The sequence below is a fragment of the Lentzea flaviverrucosa genome, assembly GCF_003350445.1.
In the GTDB taxonomy this organism is placed as follows: Bacteria; Actinomycetota; Actinomycetes; order Mycobacteriales; family Pseudonocardiaceae; genus Lentzea; species Lentzea californiensis.
The window spans coordinates 887,097-904,145 of the sequence record NZ_QQAU01000001.1 but is presented as its reverse complement, the minus strand read 5'-3'; the positions used below and the strand labels follow the sequence as shown (position 1 = coordinate 904,145).

Annotated in this window: 19 protein-coding genes; 10 read left to right on the top strand and 9 right to left on the bottom strand. The window is 69.6% G+C overall.

All coding sequences use genetic code 11. From position 1 onward, the window contains the following. The first annotated feature begins 17 nt into the window (after positions 1 to 17). Positions 18 to 1,013, top strand: a complete 996-nt coding sequence (locus DFR72_RS04040) for a YdcF family protein (RefSeq protein WP_090063979.1) — start codon at positions 18 to 20, stop codon at positions 1,011 to 1,013. Here DFR72_RS04040 and DFR72_RS04035 read toward each other — a convergent pair. Both DFR72_RS04035 and DFR72_RS04030 read right to left on the bottom strand, forming a co-directional pair. Further along, positions 1,010 to 1,513: a DUF305 domain-containing protein gene (locus DFR72_RS04035; RefSeq protein WP_245982500.1), complete on the bottom strand. Its 504-nt coding sequence runs from the start codon at positions 1,511 to 1,513 to the stop codon at positions 1,010 to 1,012. The two genes, DFR72_RS04040 and DFR72_RS04035, sit on opposite strands and share 4 nt — an antisense overlap. A 52-nt stretch (positions 1,514 to 1,565) precedes the next feature. Continuing rightward, complete coding sequence (locus DFR72_RS04030; protein ID WP_245982499.1) at positions 1,566 to 1,895, bottom strand: hypothetical protein; 330 nt, start codon at positions 1,893 to 1,895, stop codon at positions 1,566 to 1,568. A gap of 62 nt (positions 1,896 to 1,957) precedes the next feature. On the opposite strand from DFR72_RS04030, the gene DFR72_RS04025 reads away from it, so the two are divergent. Beyond that, entirely contained in the window at positions 1,958 to 2,413 is a 456-nt protein-coding gene (locus DFR72_RS04025; RefSeq protein ID WP_090063980.1) for a DUF4396 domain-containing protein, read from the top strand. A gap of 5 nt (positions 2,414 to 2,418) precedes the next feature. Here the strand turns inward: DFR72_RS04025 and DFR72_RS04020 are convergent, their stop codons facing one another. Next, complete coding sequence (locus DFR72_RS04020) at positions 2,419 to 2,865, bottom strand: hypothetical protein (RefSeq protein WP_090063981.1); 447 nt, start codon at positions 2,863 to 2,865, stop codon at positions 2,419 to 2,421. Positions 2,866 to 3,047: 182 nt separating this feature from the next. On the opposite strand from DFR72_RS04020, the gene DFR72_RS04015 reads away from it, so the two are divergent. The 3 genes from DFR72_RS04015 to DFR72_RS04005 are packed head-to-tail and all read left to right on the top strand — an operon-like array spanning position 3,048 to position 6,258. Further along, positions 3,048 to 5,339, top strand: a complete 2,292-nt coding sequence (locus DFR72_RS04015; RefSeq protein ID WP_245982498.1) for a glycosyl hydrolase family 18 protein — start codon at positions 3,048 to 3,050, stop codon at positions 5,337 to 5,339. 51 nt (positions 5,340 to 5,390) lie between these two features. Then, the gene (locus DFR72_RS04010; RefSeq protein ID WP_245982496.1) at positions 5,391 to 5,825 is read left to right on the top strand and encodes a helix-turn-helix transcriptional regulator; all 435 of its coding nucleotides are present in this window, start codon (positions 5,391 to 5,393) and stop codon (positions 5,823 to 5,825) included. 10 nt (positions 5,826 to 5,835) lie between these two features. Continuing rightward, positions 5,836 to 6,258 carry a VOC family protein gene (locus tag DFR72_RS04005; protein WP_090064530.1) on the top strand — a complete coding sequence of 141 codons (423 nt, stop codon included), beginning with the start codon at positions 5,836 to 5,838 and terminating at the stop codon, positions 6,256 to 6,258. A gap of 430 nt (positions 6,259 to 6,688) precedes the next feature. Here DFR72_RS04005 and DFR72_RS04000 read toward each other — a convergent pair whose 3' ends face one another. Then, positions 6,689 to 6,988, bottom strand: coding sequence for an MBL fold metallo-hydrolase (locus DFR72_RS04000; RefSeq protein WP_211335292.1), 300 nt, complete (start codon positions 6,986 to 6,988; stop codon positions 6,689 to 6,691). Between the two features lie 161 nt (positions 6,989 to 7,149). Here DFR72_RS04000 and DFR72_RS03995 point away from each other — a divergent pair, with 161 nt between their 5' ends. Both DFR72_RS03995 and DFR72_RS03990 read left to right on the top strand, forming a co-directional pair. Further along, positions 7,150 to 8,412, top strand: a complete 1,263-nt coding sequence (locus tag DFR72_RS03995) for a sensor histidine kinase (protein WP_245982495.1) — start codon at positions 7,150 to 7,152, stop codon at positions 8,410 to 8,412. Continuing rightward, positions 8,409 to 9,056 carry a response regulator gene (locus DFR72_RS03990; protein ID WP_090063983.1) on the top strand — a complete coding sequence of 216 codons (648 nt, stop codon included), beginning with the start codon at positions 8,409 to 8,411 and terminating at the stop codon, positions 9,054 to 9,056. Before DFR72_RS03995 ends, DFR72_RS03990 begins: the two co-directional genes overlap by 4 nt. A 20-nt stretch (positions 9,057 to 9,076) precedes the next feature. On the opposite strand, the gene DFR72_RS03985 is transcribed toward DFR72_RS03990, so the two are convergent. Continuing rightward, positions 9,077 to 12,928, bottom strand: coding sequence for a CHAT domain-containing protein (locus DFR72_RS03985; protein ID WP_090063984.1), 3,852 nt, complete (start codon positions 12,926 to 12,928; stop codon positions 9,077 to 9,079). 136 nt (positions 12,929 to 13,064) lie between these two features. Then, positions 13,065 to 13,238 (bottom strand): hypothetical protein, encoded by a 174-nt coding sequence (locus tag DFR72_RS45335; protein WP_170176112.1) that lies wholly within the window; start codon positions 13,236 to 13,238, stop codon positions 13,065 to 13,067. Positions 13,239 to 13,289: 51 nt separating this feature from the next. Between DFR72_RS45335 and DFR72_RS03980 the strand changes: the two genes are divergently transcribed. Together DFR72_RS03980 and DFR72_RS03975 are read left to right on the top strand one after the other, a co-directional pair. Further along, positions 13,290 to 13,976, top strand: coding sequence for a DUF6338 family protein (locus tag DFR72_RS03980; RefSeq protein WP_090063985.1), 687 nt, complete (start codon positions 13,290 to 13,292; stop codon positions 13,974 to 13,976). 68 nt (positions 13,977 to 14,044) lie between these two features. After that, positions 14,045 to 14,590 (top strand): hypothetical protein, encoded by a 546-nt coding sequence (locus DFR72_RS03975; protein WP_090063986.1) that lies wholly within the window; start codon positions 14,045 to 14,047, stop codon positions 14,588 to 14,590. Between the two features lie 9 nt (positions 14,591 to 14,599). On the opposite strand, the gene DFR72_RS03970 is transcribed toward DFR72_RS03975, so the two are convergent. Both DFR72_RS03970 and DFR72_RS03965 read right to left on the bottom strand, forming a co-directional pair. Further along, positions 14,600 to 14,953, bottom strand: coding sequence for a VOC family protein (locus DFR72_RS03970; protein ID WP_090063987.1), 354 nt, complete (start codon positions 14,951 to 14,953; stop codon positions 14,600 to 14,602). 15 nt (positions 14,954 to 14,968) lie between these two features. Next, a complete protein-coding gene (locus DFR72_RS03965) occupies positions 14,969 to 15,919 on the bottom strand; it encodes an RNA polymerase subunit sigma-70 (RefSeq protein WP_211335291.1) in 951 nt (316 codons plus the stop codon). 56 nt (positions 15,920 to 15,975) lie between these two features. Between DFR72_RS03965 and DFR72_RS03960 the strand changes: the two genes are divergently transcribed. Continuing rightward, positions 15,976 to 16,566: a maleylpyruvate isomerase family mycothiol-dependent enzyme gene (locus tag DFR72_RS03960; protein WP_090063989.1), complete on the top strand. Its 591-nt coding sequence runs from the start codon at positions 15,976 to 15,978 to the stop codon at positions 16,564 to 16,566. On the opposite strand, the gene DFR72_RS03955 is transcribed toward DFR72_RS03960, so the two are convergent. Then, positions 16,559 to 17,002 (bottom strand): MarR family winged helix-turn-helix transcriptional regulator, encoded by a 444-nt coding sequence (locus tag DFR72_RS03955; RefSeq protein ID WP_245982494.1) that lies wholly within the window; start codon positions 17,000 to 17,002, stop codon positions 16,559 to 16,561. The genes DFR72_RS03960 and DFR72_RS03955 overlap by 8 nt on opposite strands. Positions 17,003 to 17,049 lie beyond the last annotated feature (47 nt).

Genomic DNA, 17,049 nt, shown 5'->3' with positions numbered 1-17,049 from the left:
GGTACTACCCTTGCCCGGTGCTAGCCGGGCTGCTCTTCCTCATCCCCGCCATGTTCTTCGTCGTCGGCGTGTTCCGCGACCGGCGGAGGCTGAGCAACGCCGTCTGGCTCGGCATCGCGTTGGTGATGGCGCTCCTGCTGCTGGCGGAGGCCGGGCGGGACAACCCGGTGCTGAGCCTGCCGCTGTTCCTCGCGTTCGTGCTGGCGGTGCTGGGCCTGCTGCTGCTCCCGCTCGCGTTGCTGGCCAACGGCCTGGTCATGGTCCGCCGGGAGGGCCGCTCGCTGGGCAACCTGTTGTCGTTGCTCGCGGGCCTGGCCCTGCTCGGCGAGATGGTCTACTTCGTGTGGGGCATCTCCCAGCCCAACGACTGGATCCGCGGCTCCGCGATCGGGTTGTTCCTGGTGTCCGCGTACATCGCGTTCCTGTTCGTGAGCCTGCTGCTGTACTCGGTGATCTACGGCCGCACCGGCCGCCGCCACGGGTTCGACGGCATCGTCGTGCTCGGTGCAGGCCTGATCGGGGACCAGGTGCCGCGACTGCTGGCGAACCGGCTCGACCGCGCGATGCGGCTCTACCACCGCGACCGCGAGGCCGGCCGGTCACCGGTGATCGTGGTGTCGGGCGGGCAGGGTTCGGACGAGCAGGTGTCCGAGGCGTTCGCCATGAGCGAGTACCTGCTCGAACGCGGCGTGCCGGACGACGACATCGTCCTGGAGGACCAGGCGACCACGACCGAGGAGAACCTCCGCTACAGCAAGGCGTTGCTCGCCGAGCGAGGCCTCAACGGCCGGGTCGTCGCGGTCACGAACAACTACCACGTGTTCCGCACCGCCGTGCTCTCCCGCAAGCAGGGCCTGCGCTTGCAGGTCATCGGCGCGCCGACGGCCTGGTACTTCGTGCCCAGCGCGTTCCTGCGGGAGTTCGTGGCGCTCCTGGTGCGCAACCCCGTCGTGCACGGCCTGGCGTGCGCCCTGCTGATGGCCGGCGGGCTCGCGCTGACCCAGATCGGCTAACCGAGCAGGGCCTTCATCTCGGCGATCTCCTTCTGCTGACCGTCGATGATCTCCTGGGCGAGCTTCCTGGCGCCCTCGTCCTGGCCCTCGGCGAGCTCGGTCCTCGCCATCTCGACGGCACCCTCGTGGTGCTTGATCATCATCTCCAGCCACAGCCGGTCGAACTCGGCGCCGCTGGACTTCTCCAGCTCCGCCATGTCGTCATCGCTCATCATCCCGGCCATGTCGTGGCCCTGGTGCTCCTGCTTAGCGCCCCACCGGTCGAGCCACTCGTTCATCCGGGAGATCTCCGGCCCCTGCGCCTTCTCGATGCGCTGGGCGAGTTCGCGGACCTCGTTGTTGCCGCTGCGGGACGGCACGAGCTTCGCCATGTCCAGCGCCTGCTCGTGGTGCGGGACCATGCCCTGCGCGAACTCGACGTCGGCAGCGGTGTTCGCGGGACTGCCGCAGGCGCTCAGAACGAGCATGCCGACGACAGCCCCGATGAGGGACTTCTTCACGGGATTCTTCTTCTCTCTGCGTGTGTGGACAGTGCCGAGTGGACTGATGAACTCAGTTCCGCAGCACGCAGAGAGTCGTCAGGAGCTGTCTTCCGCCCGGTGGCGGACGCGCGGGTGTGCTCGGCGGCGCTTCACCGGGCAGCGCCACGAGCCGGGGGAGTGCCGTCCGCACCAGGAACCAGCCCAGCACGACCACGGCGGCGGCAGCCAGGACCGCGAGGCACAGGTGCAGCAGGTCGTGCTCGTGCGGTGGTTGTTCCTGCTGGTGGGAGACCGCGTGCCCGGCGTGCGGGGACTCCGCGGCGGCCACGTGGTGCATTCCGACGACGGCGAAGACGAGCGCGCACAGCAACACCCACTGGGTGAGCCGGCGCCTCGTCATGCCGACCACCCTACTGTGAACGGCCTTGATACGGGTACCCCCTAGGGGTATTGTCCGACGGCATGGACCACCACACTCCCGCGAGTCTGACCAAGCAGGCGATCTCCGCGACGCTGCACTGCCTCACCGGCTGCGCGATCGGCGAGGTGCTCGGCATGGTCATCGGCACGGCGCTGGGCTGGAGCAACCTCGCCACGATCGTGCTGGCCGTGGTGCTCGCGTTCGTGTTCGGCTACTCGCTGACGATCCGCCCGGTGCTGCGTTCGGGCCTCGCGTTCAAGGCGGCGCTCGGCGTGGCGCTGGCGGCGGACACCGTGTCGATCGCGGTCATGGAGATCGTCGACAACGCGGTCATGCTGCTCGTGCCCGGCGCGATGGACTCGGGCCTGGGGAACTGGGTCTTCTGGGCGGCGCTGGCGTTCTCGCTGGCCGTCGCGTTCGTGGTGACGGTGCCGGTGAACCGCTGGATGATCGCGCGCGGCAAGGGCCACGCCGTGGTCCACCAGCACCACCACTGACCGGCTCAGGCGCGGGTGAACCGCATGACCCAGTTCGGTTCCCAGGTCTCGCCACCGTCGTAGGAGAACCGCTGCTCCCAGACGGGCTCGTCGCCGGGCGTCCAGTCGAAGCGCACCTTCACCGCGTGCCCGCCGACCTCGTCGTCGCCGAGGAACACCCCGTGCCCGTCGGTGAACCGGCCCTCCAGCGGCGGGTCGAGGTGGCCGGGGGCGCGGGTGGAGGCCCACCAGATGCGCCAGACGTCGGCGGCGGGGTCGTACTGGCGCAGGGTCATGCCCTCCCAGCCGTCGGCGAAGAAGCTGTCGATGATCGCCCCGCCGCCGAGCAGCGGTCTGGCCTCGGCCGATGCCTCGAACTCGGTCCACTCGGTGCCGCGCCCGATGATGTCGGCGATCTTGCGGTTGGCCACCCGCCACCGTCCGTGCAGGAAGTCGAAGTCGCTTGAGCTCATGTCACGGGAGCTTGGCGGCAAACCCTGACAGACGTTGTCAGTGATCTAAACATTGACTCAAAGGTCTGGACCATTTTACCGTTCCCGGCAGTGGCCGCCGCCCTAGCCAGGAGGTCCTTCCCTTGCGACTGCTCGCCAGAGTGGTCCCGGTGCTAGCTCTGCTAGCCGGGACCGTGATAGCCGTGACCAATGCACCGTCCGCAGCCGCAGCCCACGAGGACTGCCGGCCGGACGGGCTGTACAAGACGCCGGGCGTCGAGGTGCCGTACTGCACCGTCTACGACACCGCCGGCCGCGAGACCATGGGGGACAAGTCCAGACGTGTCATCGGGTACTTCACCAGCTGGCGGACCGGCAAGAACGGTCAGCCCGGGTACCTCGCCAAGGACATCCCCTGGAACAAGGTCACGCACCTGAACTACGCGTTCGCGCACATCGACGCCCAGAACAAGATCTCGGTCGGCGCGAACGACGCGAACAACTCGTCCATCGGCATGGAGTGGCCGGGCGTCCCCGGCGCAGAGATGGACCCGTCGCTGCCCTACAAGGGGCACTTCAACCAGCTCACGAAGCTCAAGAAGCAGAACCCGAACGTCAAGACGCTGATCTCGGTCGGCGGCTGGGCGGAGACCGGTGGCTTCTTCAACGCCGACGGCTCGCGCAACGCCTCGGGCGGCTTCTACAAGCTCGGCCAGAACCAGGCCGCGATCGACACGTTCGCCGACAGCACCGTGGAGTTCCTGCGCAAGTATGGCTTCAACGGCGCTGACATCGACTACGAGTACGCGACGTCGAACAACCACGCCGGCAACCCGGACGACTTCTGGATCTCCAACGCCAACCGCGGCACGCTGTGGGCCGGCTACCAGGCGATCATGAAGACGCTGCGCGAGAAGCTCGACCGCGCCGGTGCCGCCGACGGCAAGCACTACCTGCTGACCGCCGCCGTGCCCGCCTCCGGCTGGCTGCTGCGCGGCCAGGAGGCGTACCAGGTCGTCAAGTACCTCGACTACCTGAACGTCATGAGCTACGACCTGCACGGTTCGTGGAACCAGTTCGTCGGCCCGAACGCCGCGCTCTACGACGACGGCAAGGACGGCGAGCTCTCGGCCGGTGGCGTGTACACGGCACCGCAGTACGAGGGCATGGGCTACCTCAACACCGACTGGTCCTACCACTACTACCGCGGTGCCATGCAGGCCGGACGCATCAACATCGGCGTGCCGTTCTACTCGCGCGGCTGGCAGGGCGTCACCGGTGGCACGAACGGCCTGTGGGGCAAGGCCCCGCTGCCGAACCAGTCGCAGTGCCCGCCCGGCACCGGGTCGTCGGTCGGCTCGACCACGCCGTGCGGCAACGGCGCGGCCGGCATCGACAACATCTGGCACGACGTCACCGCGGGCGGCGCCGAGGTTCCATCCGGTGTGAACCCGTTGTGGCACACCAAGAACCTGGAAGCCAAGATCACCGGCTCCTACGGCGCGCAGTACGGCCTCGACCCGGTCAACGACCCGACCGACCGCCTCACCGGCACCTACACGCCGTACTACGACTCGACGCTGAAGTCGCCGTGGCTGTGGAACAACGACAAGAAGGTGTTCCTCTCCACCGAGACCGAGCAGTCGATGGCGGAGAAGGCCAAGTACGTCAAGGACAAGGGCCTCGGCGGCATCATGATCTGGGAGCTCGCGGGCGACTACAAGTTCGACTCGGCGAAGAACGAGTACTTCATCGGTGACACGCTGCTGTCGACCATCAACACCGGCCTCAACGGTGCCGCGCCCTACGGCAACCTGAAGGCCTCGACGCAGCAGACCCAGTCCCTCGCGGTCGACGTGGACGTCCACGGCTTCGCGCTGGGCGACAACAACTACCCCATCACGCCGAAGATCAAGTTCACCAACCGCTCGACCGTCACCATCCCCGGTGGCACGAAGATCGCGTTCGACTACGGCACCAGCGCGCCGGGCAGCATGGGCGACCAGTCGGGCTTCGGCCTGAAGGTCGTCTCGAAGGGGCACAGCGGGTCCAACGTCGGGGGCCTGAAGGGCGACTTCCAGAAGGCGGAGCTCACGCTGCCGTCGTGGCAGTCGCTCGCACCGGGCGCGTCGATCGAGGTGACCGTCAGCTACCAGCTGCCGATCTCGACGCCGTCGAACTTCGTGTTCACGTTCGGCGGCCAGTCCTACGCGATCAGCGCGGACCACCCGCGCATCGGTGGCGGCAACCCGCCGACCTCCACCACCACGTCCACGACCACCTCGACCACGACGACCACCACGACGACGACCACGACCACCACGACGAAGCCGCCGACGTGCGCGCTGCCCGCCTGGGAGAGCGGCAAGGTCTACAACGGTGGCAACGAGGTGTCGCACAAGGGCCGCAAGTGGAGGGCCCAGTGGTGGACGCAGAACGAGGAGCCCGGAACCACGGGTGAGTGGGGCGTCTGGCGCGACCAGGGTGCCTGCTAGTCCGTCGTAGAAGTCAGGGATCTGTCAGGCGCGGGGCTTAGGCTGTTCATCGTGACCGCCCAAGACCCGCGCCTGCAGGAGCTGGTGCTGCTCCGCAAGGTCCGCGACCGGATCGACCGCGAGTACCGGCAGCCGCTCGACGTCGCGGCGCTGGCCCGCGGCGTGCACCTGTCCGCGGGCCACCTCTCGCGCGCGTTCCGCGCGGCCTTCGGCGAGTCGCCCTACAGCTACCTCATGACCCGCCGCATCGAGCGGGCCATGACGTTGCTGCGCCGGGGCGACATGTCCGTGACCGACATCTGCTTCGAGGTCGGCTGCACGTCGCTCGGCACGTTCAGCACCCGCTTCTCCGAACTGGTCGGCATGTCCCCGAGCCAGTACCGCAAAGTCGCGGCCACCGACGGTCAGGGCATCCCGAACTGCCTGGCCAAGGCCGTGATGAGGCCGATCAGGAATCGAGAAGCGGCGGCCGGTCCGTCCGATTAGGTTGACCGCCATGTCAGTCATCATCGCCTCGGCGTTCCTGCCGGCAGACGACCCCGAGAAGTCCCTCGGCTTCTTCCGCGACGCGCTGGGCTTCGAGGTCCGCCAGGACGTCGGCAAGGGCACCATGCGCTGGATCACCGTCGGGCCGCCCGGCCAGCCGCAGACCGGCATCGTGCTGCACCCGCCCGCCGCCGACCCCGGCGTGAGCGACGAGGAACGCCGCACGATCGCGGTCCTCATGGCGAAGGGCGTCTACACCGCGATCTCGCTCGCCTCGAAGGACCTGCAGGGCACGTTCGACCGCGCCAAGGCGTGGGTCGAGTCGTCCGGCGTGGGCGAGGTGCTGCAGGAGCCCGAGGACCAGCCGTGGGGCGTGCGCGACTGCTCGTTCCGCGACCCGGCCGGCAACCTGGTCCGCATCAACCAACTTTGACCGTCGTGCCCGGTTCGGCGTGGCCGACTTCCCCCGCGTGGCTCGGCGTGGCCGACTTTTCCCCCCGCGTGGCTCGGCGTGGCCGACTTTCCCGCGTGCCGGGCCGCTGCGGATGGCCCGCTGAGCTTGATCGCGAGTTGTCCACAGGCTGACAGAACGTTGACCTGGTGTTATCCCGGTTCCGGGTAGCCTGTGGACAGCGCGGGAACCAAATCCGGGGTTCTGGCGTTGCGTCAGGAGGAATCGCGCGGGGGAGCACTGGGCATCGCCGTGATCGCGAGAACCAGACATGGCGATGGCGCCACCGGATACGTCGTCGCCGCGTCCGGTTCGGCCCACACCTCGAACGCGAGACGTCGTGCTCGACCGCGCGCGGGCTGGGGCGCATCGAGCCGCACAGGGCTCGACCGCCACACGCAGCCTGGTGTTCTCAACTGCTGACTCGATCACGCCGTGGACCGCGCTCGTCGGCGAGGAGCCCGGTGGGCCGTACAACGGCGAGGAGTCCGGCGGGACGGTCAACGATGCCCGGCGGGCCGTACAAAGGGACCGGGTCGCGTTCGACGTCCGCGAAGAGCAGCGCGTAGTAGGCCGTGAGCAGGTCCGCGCTGTGGTCCGCGTGCAGGTGCGAGATCCAGATCGCGTGCAGGTGCGAGATCCAGATCGCGTCCAGGTCCTCCAGCCGCGTGTGGCGCTGCAACGGGCCCAGCGTGCCGGTGCCTGCGTCCATCCACACGCGAGTGTCGCCGTGCGACACCAGGTAGCCCCGAGCACGGGTTGTCCGTGCTCGGGTACGGCGTCGCGCACCCGAGCACGGTCAGGCTGAGGTCCATCGGTCAACGGTAGATCACGTCCCGGTCCCCGGAAACACGCGACAGGTACCTTCATCGCGTGGAAGAGCCCGTGTGGAACGAGTGGCGGCGGCCCGGCCCGACCGCGGGGCAACGGCGGCGCGACATCGGCATCGCCGTGATCGTGCTGCTGTGCGCGGTCGAGGTCACGGTGCTGGTCAACAGCATGGGCGCGTACGTCTTCCAGAACCCTCCGGGCCTGCTGGCACAGGTGCTGTGGATGTTGGTGCTGTCCGTGCCGCTGGTGGTGCGCCGCCGGTACCCGCTCGCCGTGATGCTCGTGGTGTCCGCGTTGTTCATCGCCGCGCAGGTGAACCGGGCCGGCGACACCCTGGTGCCGTCCGCGATCCTGTTCCTCGCGATCTACACGGTCGGCGCCTGGGAGCAGAACCGCCGCTTCGCGCGCTGGTCGCGCATCGGCGTGATCACCGCGATGTTCCTGTGGCTCGGGTTCAGCCTCGTGCGTGCCCTGCTCGGGCCGAAGGGGGACTTCGAGGACGCCGCCGGGCCGATGGACCCGGTGCTCGCCTCCGTCCTCTACGGACTGGAGTTCAACATCTTCTTCTTCCTGCTCGCCTACGTGGTGGGGGAGATGGCCTGGTCGGGTGCCCGGCGCCGGGCGCAGCTGGAGTTCCAGGCCGAGGAACTGCGCCGCTCGCAGGAGCAGAACACCCGTGGCGCCATCGCGGCCGAACGCATGCGCATCGCCCGCGACCTGCACGACGTCGTCGCGCACCACGTGTCCGTGATGGGCATCCAGGCCGGTGCCGCGCGCCGCGTCCTCGACTCCGACCCCGCCCTGGCCCGCGACGCCCTGCAGACCGTCGAGCAGACCGCCCGCACCGCGATCAGCGAACTGCGCGGCCTGCTGGGTGTGCTGCGCGCGGACGCGGAGCCCGACCTGAAAGCGGCGCCCGGTCTCGACGACCTGCCGGAGCTGTTCGAGAGCGCCCGCGCGGCCGGCCTCGAGGTCTCGCACGGTGTGTACGGCGACGCACGCGAGGTGCCGTCCGGTGTCGCGTTGTCGGCGTATCGGGTCGTGCAGGAGGCACTGACGAACGTGGTGAAGCACGCCGACGCGCAGCACGTCGACGTGCGGATGCGGTTCCTGGAAAGCGCGCTGGAGCTGGAAATCACCGATGACGGCCGTGGCCGTTCGACCTCCACGAGCTCAGGATTCGGTCTCGTCGGGATGCGCGAACGTCTTGCCGTGCACGGAGGTTCGCTGGAAGTAGGGCCACGGCGCGAGGCGGGCTTCCTGGTCCGTGCGTCGCTGCCGACCTTGTTGGAGGAGAAGGCGTGAGTCTGCGAGTAGTGCTGGCCGACGACCAGGACCTGGTCCGCGCCGGGTTCCGGGTCATCCTCGGCACCGAGCCCGGGATCGAGGTGGTCGGTGAGGCGGGCGACGGTGCCGAGGCAGTGGCACTCGTCGCCGAGCTGCGCCCCGACGTCGTGCTGATGGACGTCCAGATGCCGCGCATGGACGGCCTGGAAGCCACCCGTCAGATCCTTTCCGCAGGTCACGGAACTCGCGTCGTCATATTGACCACGTTCGACCGCGAGGACTACCTCTTCGAGGCGCTGCAGGCGGGCGCGAGCGGCTTCCTGCTCAAGAACGCCTCCCCGGAAGACCTGGTGGAGTCCGTGCGGGTCGTCGCACGCGGGGACGCGTTGCTCTCGCCCGAGGTCACCCGGCGGGTGATCGCGCGCTTCAGCACGGCACCGAGGGAGCGCACCCGGCCGCCCGAACTCACCGACCGCGAGTTCGAGGTGCTGGTGGAACTGGCCAAGGGCGCGTCGAACGCGGAGATCGCCGCGACGTTGTTCCTGGGGGAGACCACCGTCAAGACGCACGTGTCGCGCGTGCTCACCAAGCTCGGCCTGCGCGACCGCACGCACGCCGTGGTGTTCGCCTACGAGAGAGGGATCGTGACTCCGGGCGGCTGACCCCAGGGTCTGTAACGACTCTAGGCGCCGATGTGGACGTATCCGGCCCACAGCAACGGTTCTGCCTTGCGCTGCGCACGGACGAGAAGCGCGACCTCACCGATGGCGGTCGCCGCGGCGTCCGGCCCCGACACCACCACCTTGCGGTAGAACGCTTCCGCGATCTTGGCGGCCAGCTGGTCGCCCACGGCCCACAGAGTGCCGACGACCTGCCGGAAGCCCGCGAGGAACAACGCGGCGCCGAGGTGGATCGACTCGTCGGACAGCTCCGGCGCCCCCATCGCCGTCCGGCACGCCGACAGGTACGCGAACTGGGCGTCCTCGGTGCGCACCTTCGCGATGTCCAGCACGCTCAGCACTCCGTCGGCCAGCACGATGCCGCTGCCCGACGGGGCGTTCGGGTCGTGCGCGCCGTGGCAGGAGACGTGGACGAACCGGTGCCGGGCGAGCTCGGCCGCCGCGGCCGCGCGAGTGGCCTGCAGGTTCAGCAACGCCTTGTGCCGCGCGCCCGGCAGCAACCGTTCGACGGTGGAGACCTCGGCCTTGACGTGGACGAGCGCCAGCTTCTCGTCGGGGTGGTCGTCGACCGCGATGGTGAGGAACTCCTCGATCGTCTGCCCGCCACCACGACGGGCGAGCGCCGCCGCGAGAGATCTCAGACTGGGCACGTACGACGAGACCGCCAGGTCGAGACAGCACTGCCCGCTCGTGGCGTCGGTCGCGGCGTGCAACGGCATCGACGCCAACGGTCCGGTAGGACACCAGAACAGCCTCGGCCTGCCCTCGGGCAGCGCCGCGAGCACGGGTGCGACGACCACGTGCCACAACCGGTCGAGGACAGCGGAGGCCGCCTGCTGGGCCTCGGCGTAGATCCCCCGGTCAGCGGAACCGAGCGCGTTCGTCGCGGCCTCCATGGCACCGCACCACCGGTCGATCTCGGGCGCCGTCAAACCGGGAAGCCCGACCGCCTGAACGCCGTCGCGGCCGACGATGAGCGCGTGCCCGGACTCGCCGTGGGCGGTGAGCACCACCGCCCACTCGCCCGCACCCAGTTCCGGATCGGCCGAGCCCTCCTGCTGCCACAGGATCGACCGGCCGTGCTCGAGCAGGCCGAGAGCACCACGCGCGTCACCCGCGTGGATCGCGAACGTGGCCGCGCGGGCGACGTGGTGCTGGTACTGCACCAGGAACCGCTCCTGGTCACTGCGCGGCAACCCCTGCCAGGCGACGTGGCTGAGCAACCGGACGACCTCGTCCCAGGCGCCGATCGCCTCGGCGGGGGAGCCGGCGCGTTCCGTCATCACCGCCCAGCTCACTCCGGCGTTGAGCCGGGTCTCCGCCGGAGCCTGCGGCGCGCGAACGACCTCCTGGAGCAACCGCGCCGCCTCGGCCAGCGAGTCCGTCCGGCTCAGCAGCGCGGTGGCGAGGACGAAGGCCGCGCCGAACCGCCTCGGTTCGTTCGCGCCGTACTCCGCCAGCTGCTCCCGCATGATCCGCAGGGCTTCGGCCTCGTCGTCCCGGCGCGCGGAGGACGTGTCGGACCGGTGGAGAAGTGCCTGTGCGAGTGACATCCTCCGGCCGGTCCTCGCCGGGTGCCCGGCGGGAGTGGCCTCCAGCGCGGCGCTGATCAGCCCCACTATCTCCTCCGGGTCCGAGCTCTGCCCCTGGATCGTCCGGTAGAGCAGGAACGAGCCGAGGTTGTGCTGGGCCATCACCCGGTCCGGGTGCTCGTCGGGCAGCGCCCCGAGCGCCGCGCGCAGTGCGGCGAGAGCCAGGTCGAGGTCCACCGGGTCGGTGGTGAAGACGGACCGCTTGCGGTAGAGGCCGGCCAGCCCGTTGTGGACGACGAACGCCACCCCCGTGTCGTCGTCGCCCAGCCGATCCCTGGCTCGTTCGCTGAGCGCCAGAGCCTCGTCGAGGTCGGCCTTGCTGCCGAGGGCCTCGAACCGTTCCGTGAGCTTGTGCGACAGGTTCGCGAGCATCAGCGCGTCGTCCGGCTTGAGCCGCACCGCCTCGCGCATCACCGTGACCGACCTGTCGAGATCCGCTCTGTCCCCCGCCTTCGCGAACCGCGCGATGTGCGCGCCTGCCAGGTCGTTGAGGAGCTGGGCGCGGAAGTGCCGGCCCGTTCCCGTCGAGAGCAGGTCCTCCATCAGCCGGATCGCACGGTCGAGGTCGCTCATGGGGACGTCGTCCCCGTGCGTGCCGGCCAGGGACCGGGCGAGCATCCACTTCCCGTGGTCGTCGTCGGCCGGTGGCGGTTCGGACAGTTCCTGGCGCAACTCACCGGCCAGGTACCGGAGCTTCTCGAACAGGTGCTCGTCGTCGACGACCAGCACCGCCCGTTCGCACAGTCCGCACAGCTGCCGCACGATCTCGGGAGGCAGTGGCGAGCCGTCCGTGTCCGCGGTCTCGGCCAGTTGGTTCACCAGCTCGCCGAAACCCTGGCGGATCCTGGGGTTGCCGGGGATCTGGGCCTCTGGCTCGTCCATCAGTCGCAAGGCCGCGAACCAGTCCGCGGGGTCCTGGTCGCGGGCCAGCCGCATCAGCAGTGCTCTCGCGTGGAGCAGGCAGTCGGCGTAGTCCTGGGGACCGGTCTCGTCCAGGAGCCGGACGGCCTCGTCCAGATCGGCATCGGCACCGGCCCGCCGGTAGTTGGAGAGCAGTGCGTTCGCGAGCATCAAGAGGCCGCCGCGATCGCCATCGGCGGCGAGCCTCCGGTTCACCTCGACGTAAGCCCTTCCGTCACCGGGTTCCGCCACCCGGTTCAGGTACTTGAGGTGCAACTCCGACAGAGTCGCGAGCAACGCCTTGCGGTTGTTCGCGGGCACGGCGTCGACCACCGGCTCGATGATCTCGGCGGCCCGCTTCAGCACGTCCGCCGGCAGCTCGGCCCCCGAGCTCCACACCCCCGCGATCAGCAGGAGCTGTCCCGTCAGGAAGTTCACGAGATCACCGAAGGCCGTGTGCGTCCGGATCGCGTGCGCGCACAGACCGAGGAGAAGGATCATCTCGTCGTCGGAGAGGTCGAGCGGGGCGTACCGCTCCTGCCGGTGGCCGGCCCATTCGAGCACGATCTCCCGCGCGAAGAGTCCGCTCGCGTCCTCGTACCGGGCCTCGGTGTAGAGGCCGAACAACACCCTGAGCAGACTCGGCTTCCCGGTCGCCTTGTACCGGCTCGTCACGATCACGGCGACCAGTTCCTGGTGGAACCGCTGATCACCCTTCTCCCGCAACGCGCCGGACAGCGCTGTCACGGCGTCCGCGGCCGCGCCGGGCGTGTCAGGCAGGCTCTGCAGGCAGTTCGCGAGCAGCGCGCCCGACTCCAGCCTCGCCTCCTCGTCGTCCTCCAGCATCACCTCGGCCGCCAGGCCGATCGCCAGGACCAGGTCGTCGACGCGCTGGAAGGACTCGTACCTGATGCGCAGCATGCTGCTCAGCAGCCACCGGGTCCTCCGCGGATCCGCCGAGGGGCGCCCCGCCTGCGCGGTCAGCTTCGCGATCGCCTCGTTGAGGTCGGACGGGCTGTTCGCGACGGTGTAGCGCCGGACGAGCAGGTTCGCTTCTTCCTCCGCCGCCTCGGGGAACTCGCCGGCGTACGTGCTCACCTCGGCGAGCGCGGCGTCCAGCACGGCCCGCGACGGGTCCCGCTCCGCGCGCATGCCCCACGCGGAGACCATCGCCGGCACCGCGCTCCTGCGCGAACCCGGAAGGCCCGCGACGACGCGGAACATCGCGATGGCCTCGTCGAAGAGGCCATCGTCGCCGCCGGCGTTCCACCACGTGATGAGCGCCCAGCCGAGGAACCAGAGGTCCTCCACGCGCATGTCGTCCGGCGGGCTGTGCAGCACCACGAGGCGCGCTGTCTCCACAGCGGCTTGCGCAGCCTCGGCTGTGGGTGACTCTCGTGCTTTCGCGTGCAGATCAGCTGCTTGTGCGCGAAGAGCATCGATGTCCACCGAACGACCGTAGCGCGATCACCGCGGCCTTCGGGCGCGAACGAACTCGTTACGGCTTGGCAGGCGGCGGGGGAGGAGGGGGCGCGTCCGCCGTCGGAGGCAGCTGCGCGTGGCTCGCGACCGCGTGGCCCCGCACGGTGTCCTCGCCGAAGTCGGAGAAGTCGATGTCGGTGAGGTCCGGGTCCGGCGGTGACGACACGGTGTGCTCCGTCCAGCTGCTCAAACGATCTTCGTGACACAATCATAGATCGCGGAGCTCCATCGGGAGGGTGGCATGGTCCCCACGACGCTCGTCGGGCTGGTCCTGTTCATCGCACTGCTGACCCCCGGCTTCGCGTACAGCGCGCGGCGGGAACGCTCGGGGCCTGAGCGGCAGTTCTCGGCGCTGCGGGAGACCGTGGCGATGGTCGTGGTGAGCGTCGTGTGCGACCTGGTCGTGCTGTCCCTGGCGCTGGTGGTGTGGTCGGTGCTGCCGAAGCAGACCGTCGACCTCACCGCGTTGCTCACCAAACCGGGCGACTACGCGGTCAGGCACCACGTGGCGCTCTGGATCTGGGGCGTGGGACTCGTCGGCGTCGCGACGCTGCTGGCCGTGCTGGTCGCGGGACCGCTGTTCGAGCGGCTGGGCAGGAGGGACGAGGCCCCGTTCCTCTCCGCGTGGGGGCGCCTGTTCACCGCTCATCCCGACTGCCGGGTGCACGTGGGCTGTCACCTGTCGGACGGCACGTACGTCGCGGGGTGGCTGCTCACCTACAGCCGGTCGGCCGCGGACGTGGCGGACCGCGAGCTCACGATCAGCGGGCCGGTGCAGTACCGGGCCGCGGGGCGGCAGGAGGCGGTCGAGCTGCCGAACGTCGGTGCCATGGCGGTGAGCGCGCGGCAGTTGACGCTGCTGCAGGTCAGCTACGTCCGCGCCGCGCAGCCGGGTACGCAAACCGACGTACGCGAGATCAGAACGTGAGCGGATGATGCCGCCGCCCGTGGTGACGAGAGTGGGACGCGACACCACGGGAGAAGGAGCGCATCGCGATGACCACCACCCGCAAGCTCGGCGGCCGCGCCCGCAAGGCCGTTCTGCTCGTGCACGTCCTGTCGGCGGGGGCGTGGCTCGGCATCGACCTCGCGCTGGGAATCCTCGTCCTGGTCGCACTGTCCACTGAGGACACCGGTACCGCCGGCGTGGCGATCCAGGCGGTCGGCCTCTTCGCGATCTGGCCGATGTTCGGTGCCAGCGTCGTCTGCATGATCTCCGGCGCGGTGATTGGCCTCGGCAGCAAGTACGGGCTCGTCAGGTACTGGTGGGTCGCGACCAAGCTCGTCCTGAACGCCGGCATGTCGTTGCTGATCGCGTTCGCCCTGCGGCCCGGCGTCGAGGAGGCGGCCGGGATCGGCGAGCGGATGCTGGCCGGCGACCCGGCCGCGGTGATCCCGTCCGGCATCCTGCACCCGGTCGTGGTCGCGCCGACGCTGCTGCTGTTCGCCTACTTCCTGTCCGTGTTCAAGCCGTGGGGCCGGATCCGCGGGTCGGCGGAACCGGCCCGGCGCCGGGGTCGCGACCTCGTCGGGGCGGCCTAGCTCTGCGGCCTAGATCTTCTGGGTCAGGTTGACCGGGTTCCCGTCCGGATCGAAGACGTGCGCCACGCGCTGCCCCCAGGGCATGTCGTTCGCGGGCCCCCGCACCCGCCCGCCGGCGGCCTCGACCAGCGTCAGCGCCGCGTCCACGTCCTCCACGTCGATGCTCAGGACGATGCGCGCGGGCAGCGACACGTCCGTCTCCTGGATCACGAGCCCCAACTCCCCGTCGCCGATCTTCAGCGTCTTGAAGAAGACCGGTCCCTCGGCCGGGTGGCGGAGCACCTCGACCGCGCCGAGCACCTGCGAGTAGAACGCCTGCACCCGGTCGAGATCGGGCGTCACGATGATGGGCTGCACAGCCATGGGCTTCCTCCAGAACTAGTCGTCCGCGGACGTACGGGACGGCGGCCCGGAACTCATCGGTGTGACCGGGGGCGAGCCGAACAGGGGCAGCAACTCGTCCACGTTCAGGTACGTGGTGTTGCCGGTCACCGACCCGTCCCGCACGTCGAGGAACACCAGCCCGAACGGCTTCTCCAGGCCGGGCCGCATCTGCCAGAACGCGGGTGAGGCGTTGGCCCGCACCGGCACCAGCCAGGCACCGGCGCAGGCGGCGCCGGGATCGCTCAACGCGAGGGCGATCGACTCGCGGCCTCGCAGCCACCAGCTGAACGGCGGCATCGACATCGTCGCGTCCTCGTGCAGCAGGGCCACGAGCGTCCGCACGTCGTGCCGGTCGAACGCCTCGCAGTAGCGGCTCAGCAGCGACTTCTGCACGGGATCGGACAGGTCCAGCGGTGTGCCGACGTCGGCCACCCGCAGTGTCGCGCGGGCCCGTTGCAACGCGCTGGTCACCGACGCGACCGAGACGGACAGCAGTGCGGCGACCTCGGAGGCCTGCCACGCCAGGACGTCGCGCAGGATCAGCACGGCGCGCTGGCGGGGCGGAAGGTGCTGCAACGCGGCCACGAACGCCAGCCGCACGGTCTCGCGGCGGATCGCCTGGTCCTCCGGCAGCACCAGGGCGTCCGGCACGGGCTGCACGAAGACGTTCTCCAGCAGGGGAGCGCCCAGTTCGCCGCCGTACGGGCCCAGGTCCACGGCCAGGGCGCGGCGCTGGGCACTGCGCTGCATGTCGATGCAGATGTTCGTGGCGATCCGGTAGAGCCACGTCCGCAACGAAGCGCGCGCGGAGTCGTAGCTGTCGAACGCCTTCCACGCGCGCACGAGTGTTTCCTGCACGGCGTCCTCGGCCTCGAAGCCGGAGCCGAGCATGCGGTAGCAGTAGCCGTTCAGCTCGACGCGGAACGGTTCCAGCGCCTCGATCACGCACTGGACCCTACGCGGACCGATGAGTTCCCGTCGCCCAGCTCGTACATCAGGGCATGACCGAAGACATCCGCGCCGCGGTGGCGGCGGAACGGCGGGACCAGGCGGAACTCCTGAGTGGACTCACCGGGGAGCAGTGGCACGCGCCGAGCCTGTGCGAGGGCTGGACGGTGAAGCACGTCGTCGCGCACACGACGTTGCCGTTCCGGTCGTCGGGAACGAGGATCGTCCTGGAGGTGCTGAAGTCGGCCGGCCGGTTCAACCACGCCTCCGACCGCATGGCCCGCAAGGACGCACAGCTCCCGGCGAGCGAACTGCTGAAGTCGCTGAAGGACAACATCGACCATCCGTGGACGCCACCCGGTGGTGGCCCGGCCGGCGCGCTCTCGCACGACGTCATCCACGGCCTGGACATCACCGTCGCCCTGGGACTGGAGCGCCGGGTCCCGCACGACCGGCTCCGCCACGTCCTCGGCGGCATGAAGCCGTCCAACGTCAAGTACTTCGGGGCTGACCTCGGCGGCAAACGCCTGGAGGCCACCGACCTGGACTGGACGTTCGGCGAGGGCGAGCCGGTCAGGGGACTGGCCCAGGACCTGTTGCTGCTGGTCTGCGGGCGGACGCTGCCGGCCGGCAGGCTCAGCTGACCTCCGCGCGCACCCGCGCCGTCGCCTCGATCGTCGAGGCGAGGAAGCGCGCGACGACCTGCCGTTCCTCGGCGGTCATCCGCTCCCACGCGGCGGCGTAGCCGCGCGCCAGCGGCTGGAAGAACGTGGAGGCGAGTTCCGTCGCCGTGTCGAGCACCCGGAGGTCGACGCGGCGGCGGTCGCCGGGATCGCGATCGCGGACGACGTGACCTGCCCTCTCGAGGCGGTCCAGCACGGACGTCGTCGCCGACGCGCTGAGGTTCAGCGCCTTCGCCAGCGTGCCGGGTGTCATGGGAGCGGTCATGATGAGGTTCAGCGCTGTCATGTCCGTGGGATGCAACTCGTGGGCCGCGCTGAAGATCTCCAGGAACCGGTTCGACTCCATCACCAGCGCGCGCAGCATCATGCTCAGCTCGTAGTCGGTTGCGTCGCTCACGATCACAGCTTACTGTTTCGACCATCGAAACGTTCGACGATCGAAGG

Bases quoted from the DNA above. Each gene is read 5' to 3' on its own strand.
- DFR72_RS04000 (WP_211335292.1), bottom strand. From the start codon at position 6,988: ATGGACGCAGGCACCGGCACGCTGGGCCCGTTGCAGCGCCACACGCGG.
- DFR72_RS03960 (WP_090063989.1), top strand. From the start codon at position 15,976: ATGACCGAAGACATCCGCGCCGCGGTGGCGGCGGAACGGCGGGACCAG.
- DFR72_RS04025 (WP_090063980.1), top strand. From the start codon at position 1,958: ATGGACCACCACACTCCCGCGAGTCTGACCAAGCAGGCGATCTCCGCG.
- DFR72_RS04030 (WP_245982499.1), bottom strand. From the start codon at position 1,895: ATGACGAGGCGCCGGCTCACCCAGTGGGTGTTGCTGTGCGCGCTCGTC.
- DFR72_RS04020 (WP_090063981.1), bottom strand. From the start codon at position 2,865: ATGAGCTCAAGCGACTTCGACTTCCTGCACGGACGGTGGCGGGTGGCC.
- DFR72_RS04005 (WP_090064530.1), top strand. From the start codon at position 5,836: ATGTCAGTCATCATCGCCTCGGCGTTCCTGCCGGCAGACGACCCCGAG.
- DFR72_RS03975 (WP_090063986.1), top strand. From the start codon at position 14,045: ATGACCACCACCCGCAAGCTCGGCGGCCGCGCCCGCAAGGCCGTTCTG.
- DFR72_RS03970 (WP_090063987.1), bottom strand. From the start codon at position 14,953: ATGGCTGTGCAGCCCATCATCGTGACGCCCGATCTCGACCGGGTGCAG.
- DFR72_RS03980 (WP_090063985.1), top strand. From the start codon at position 13,290: ATGGTCCCCACGACGCTCGTCGGGCTGGTCCTGTTCATCGCACTGCTG.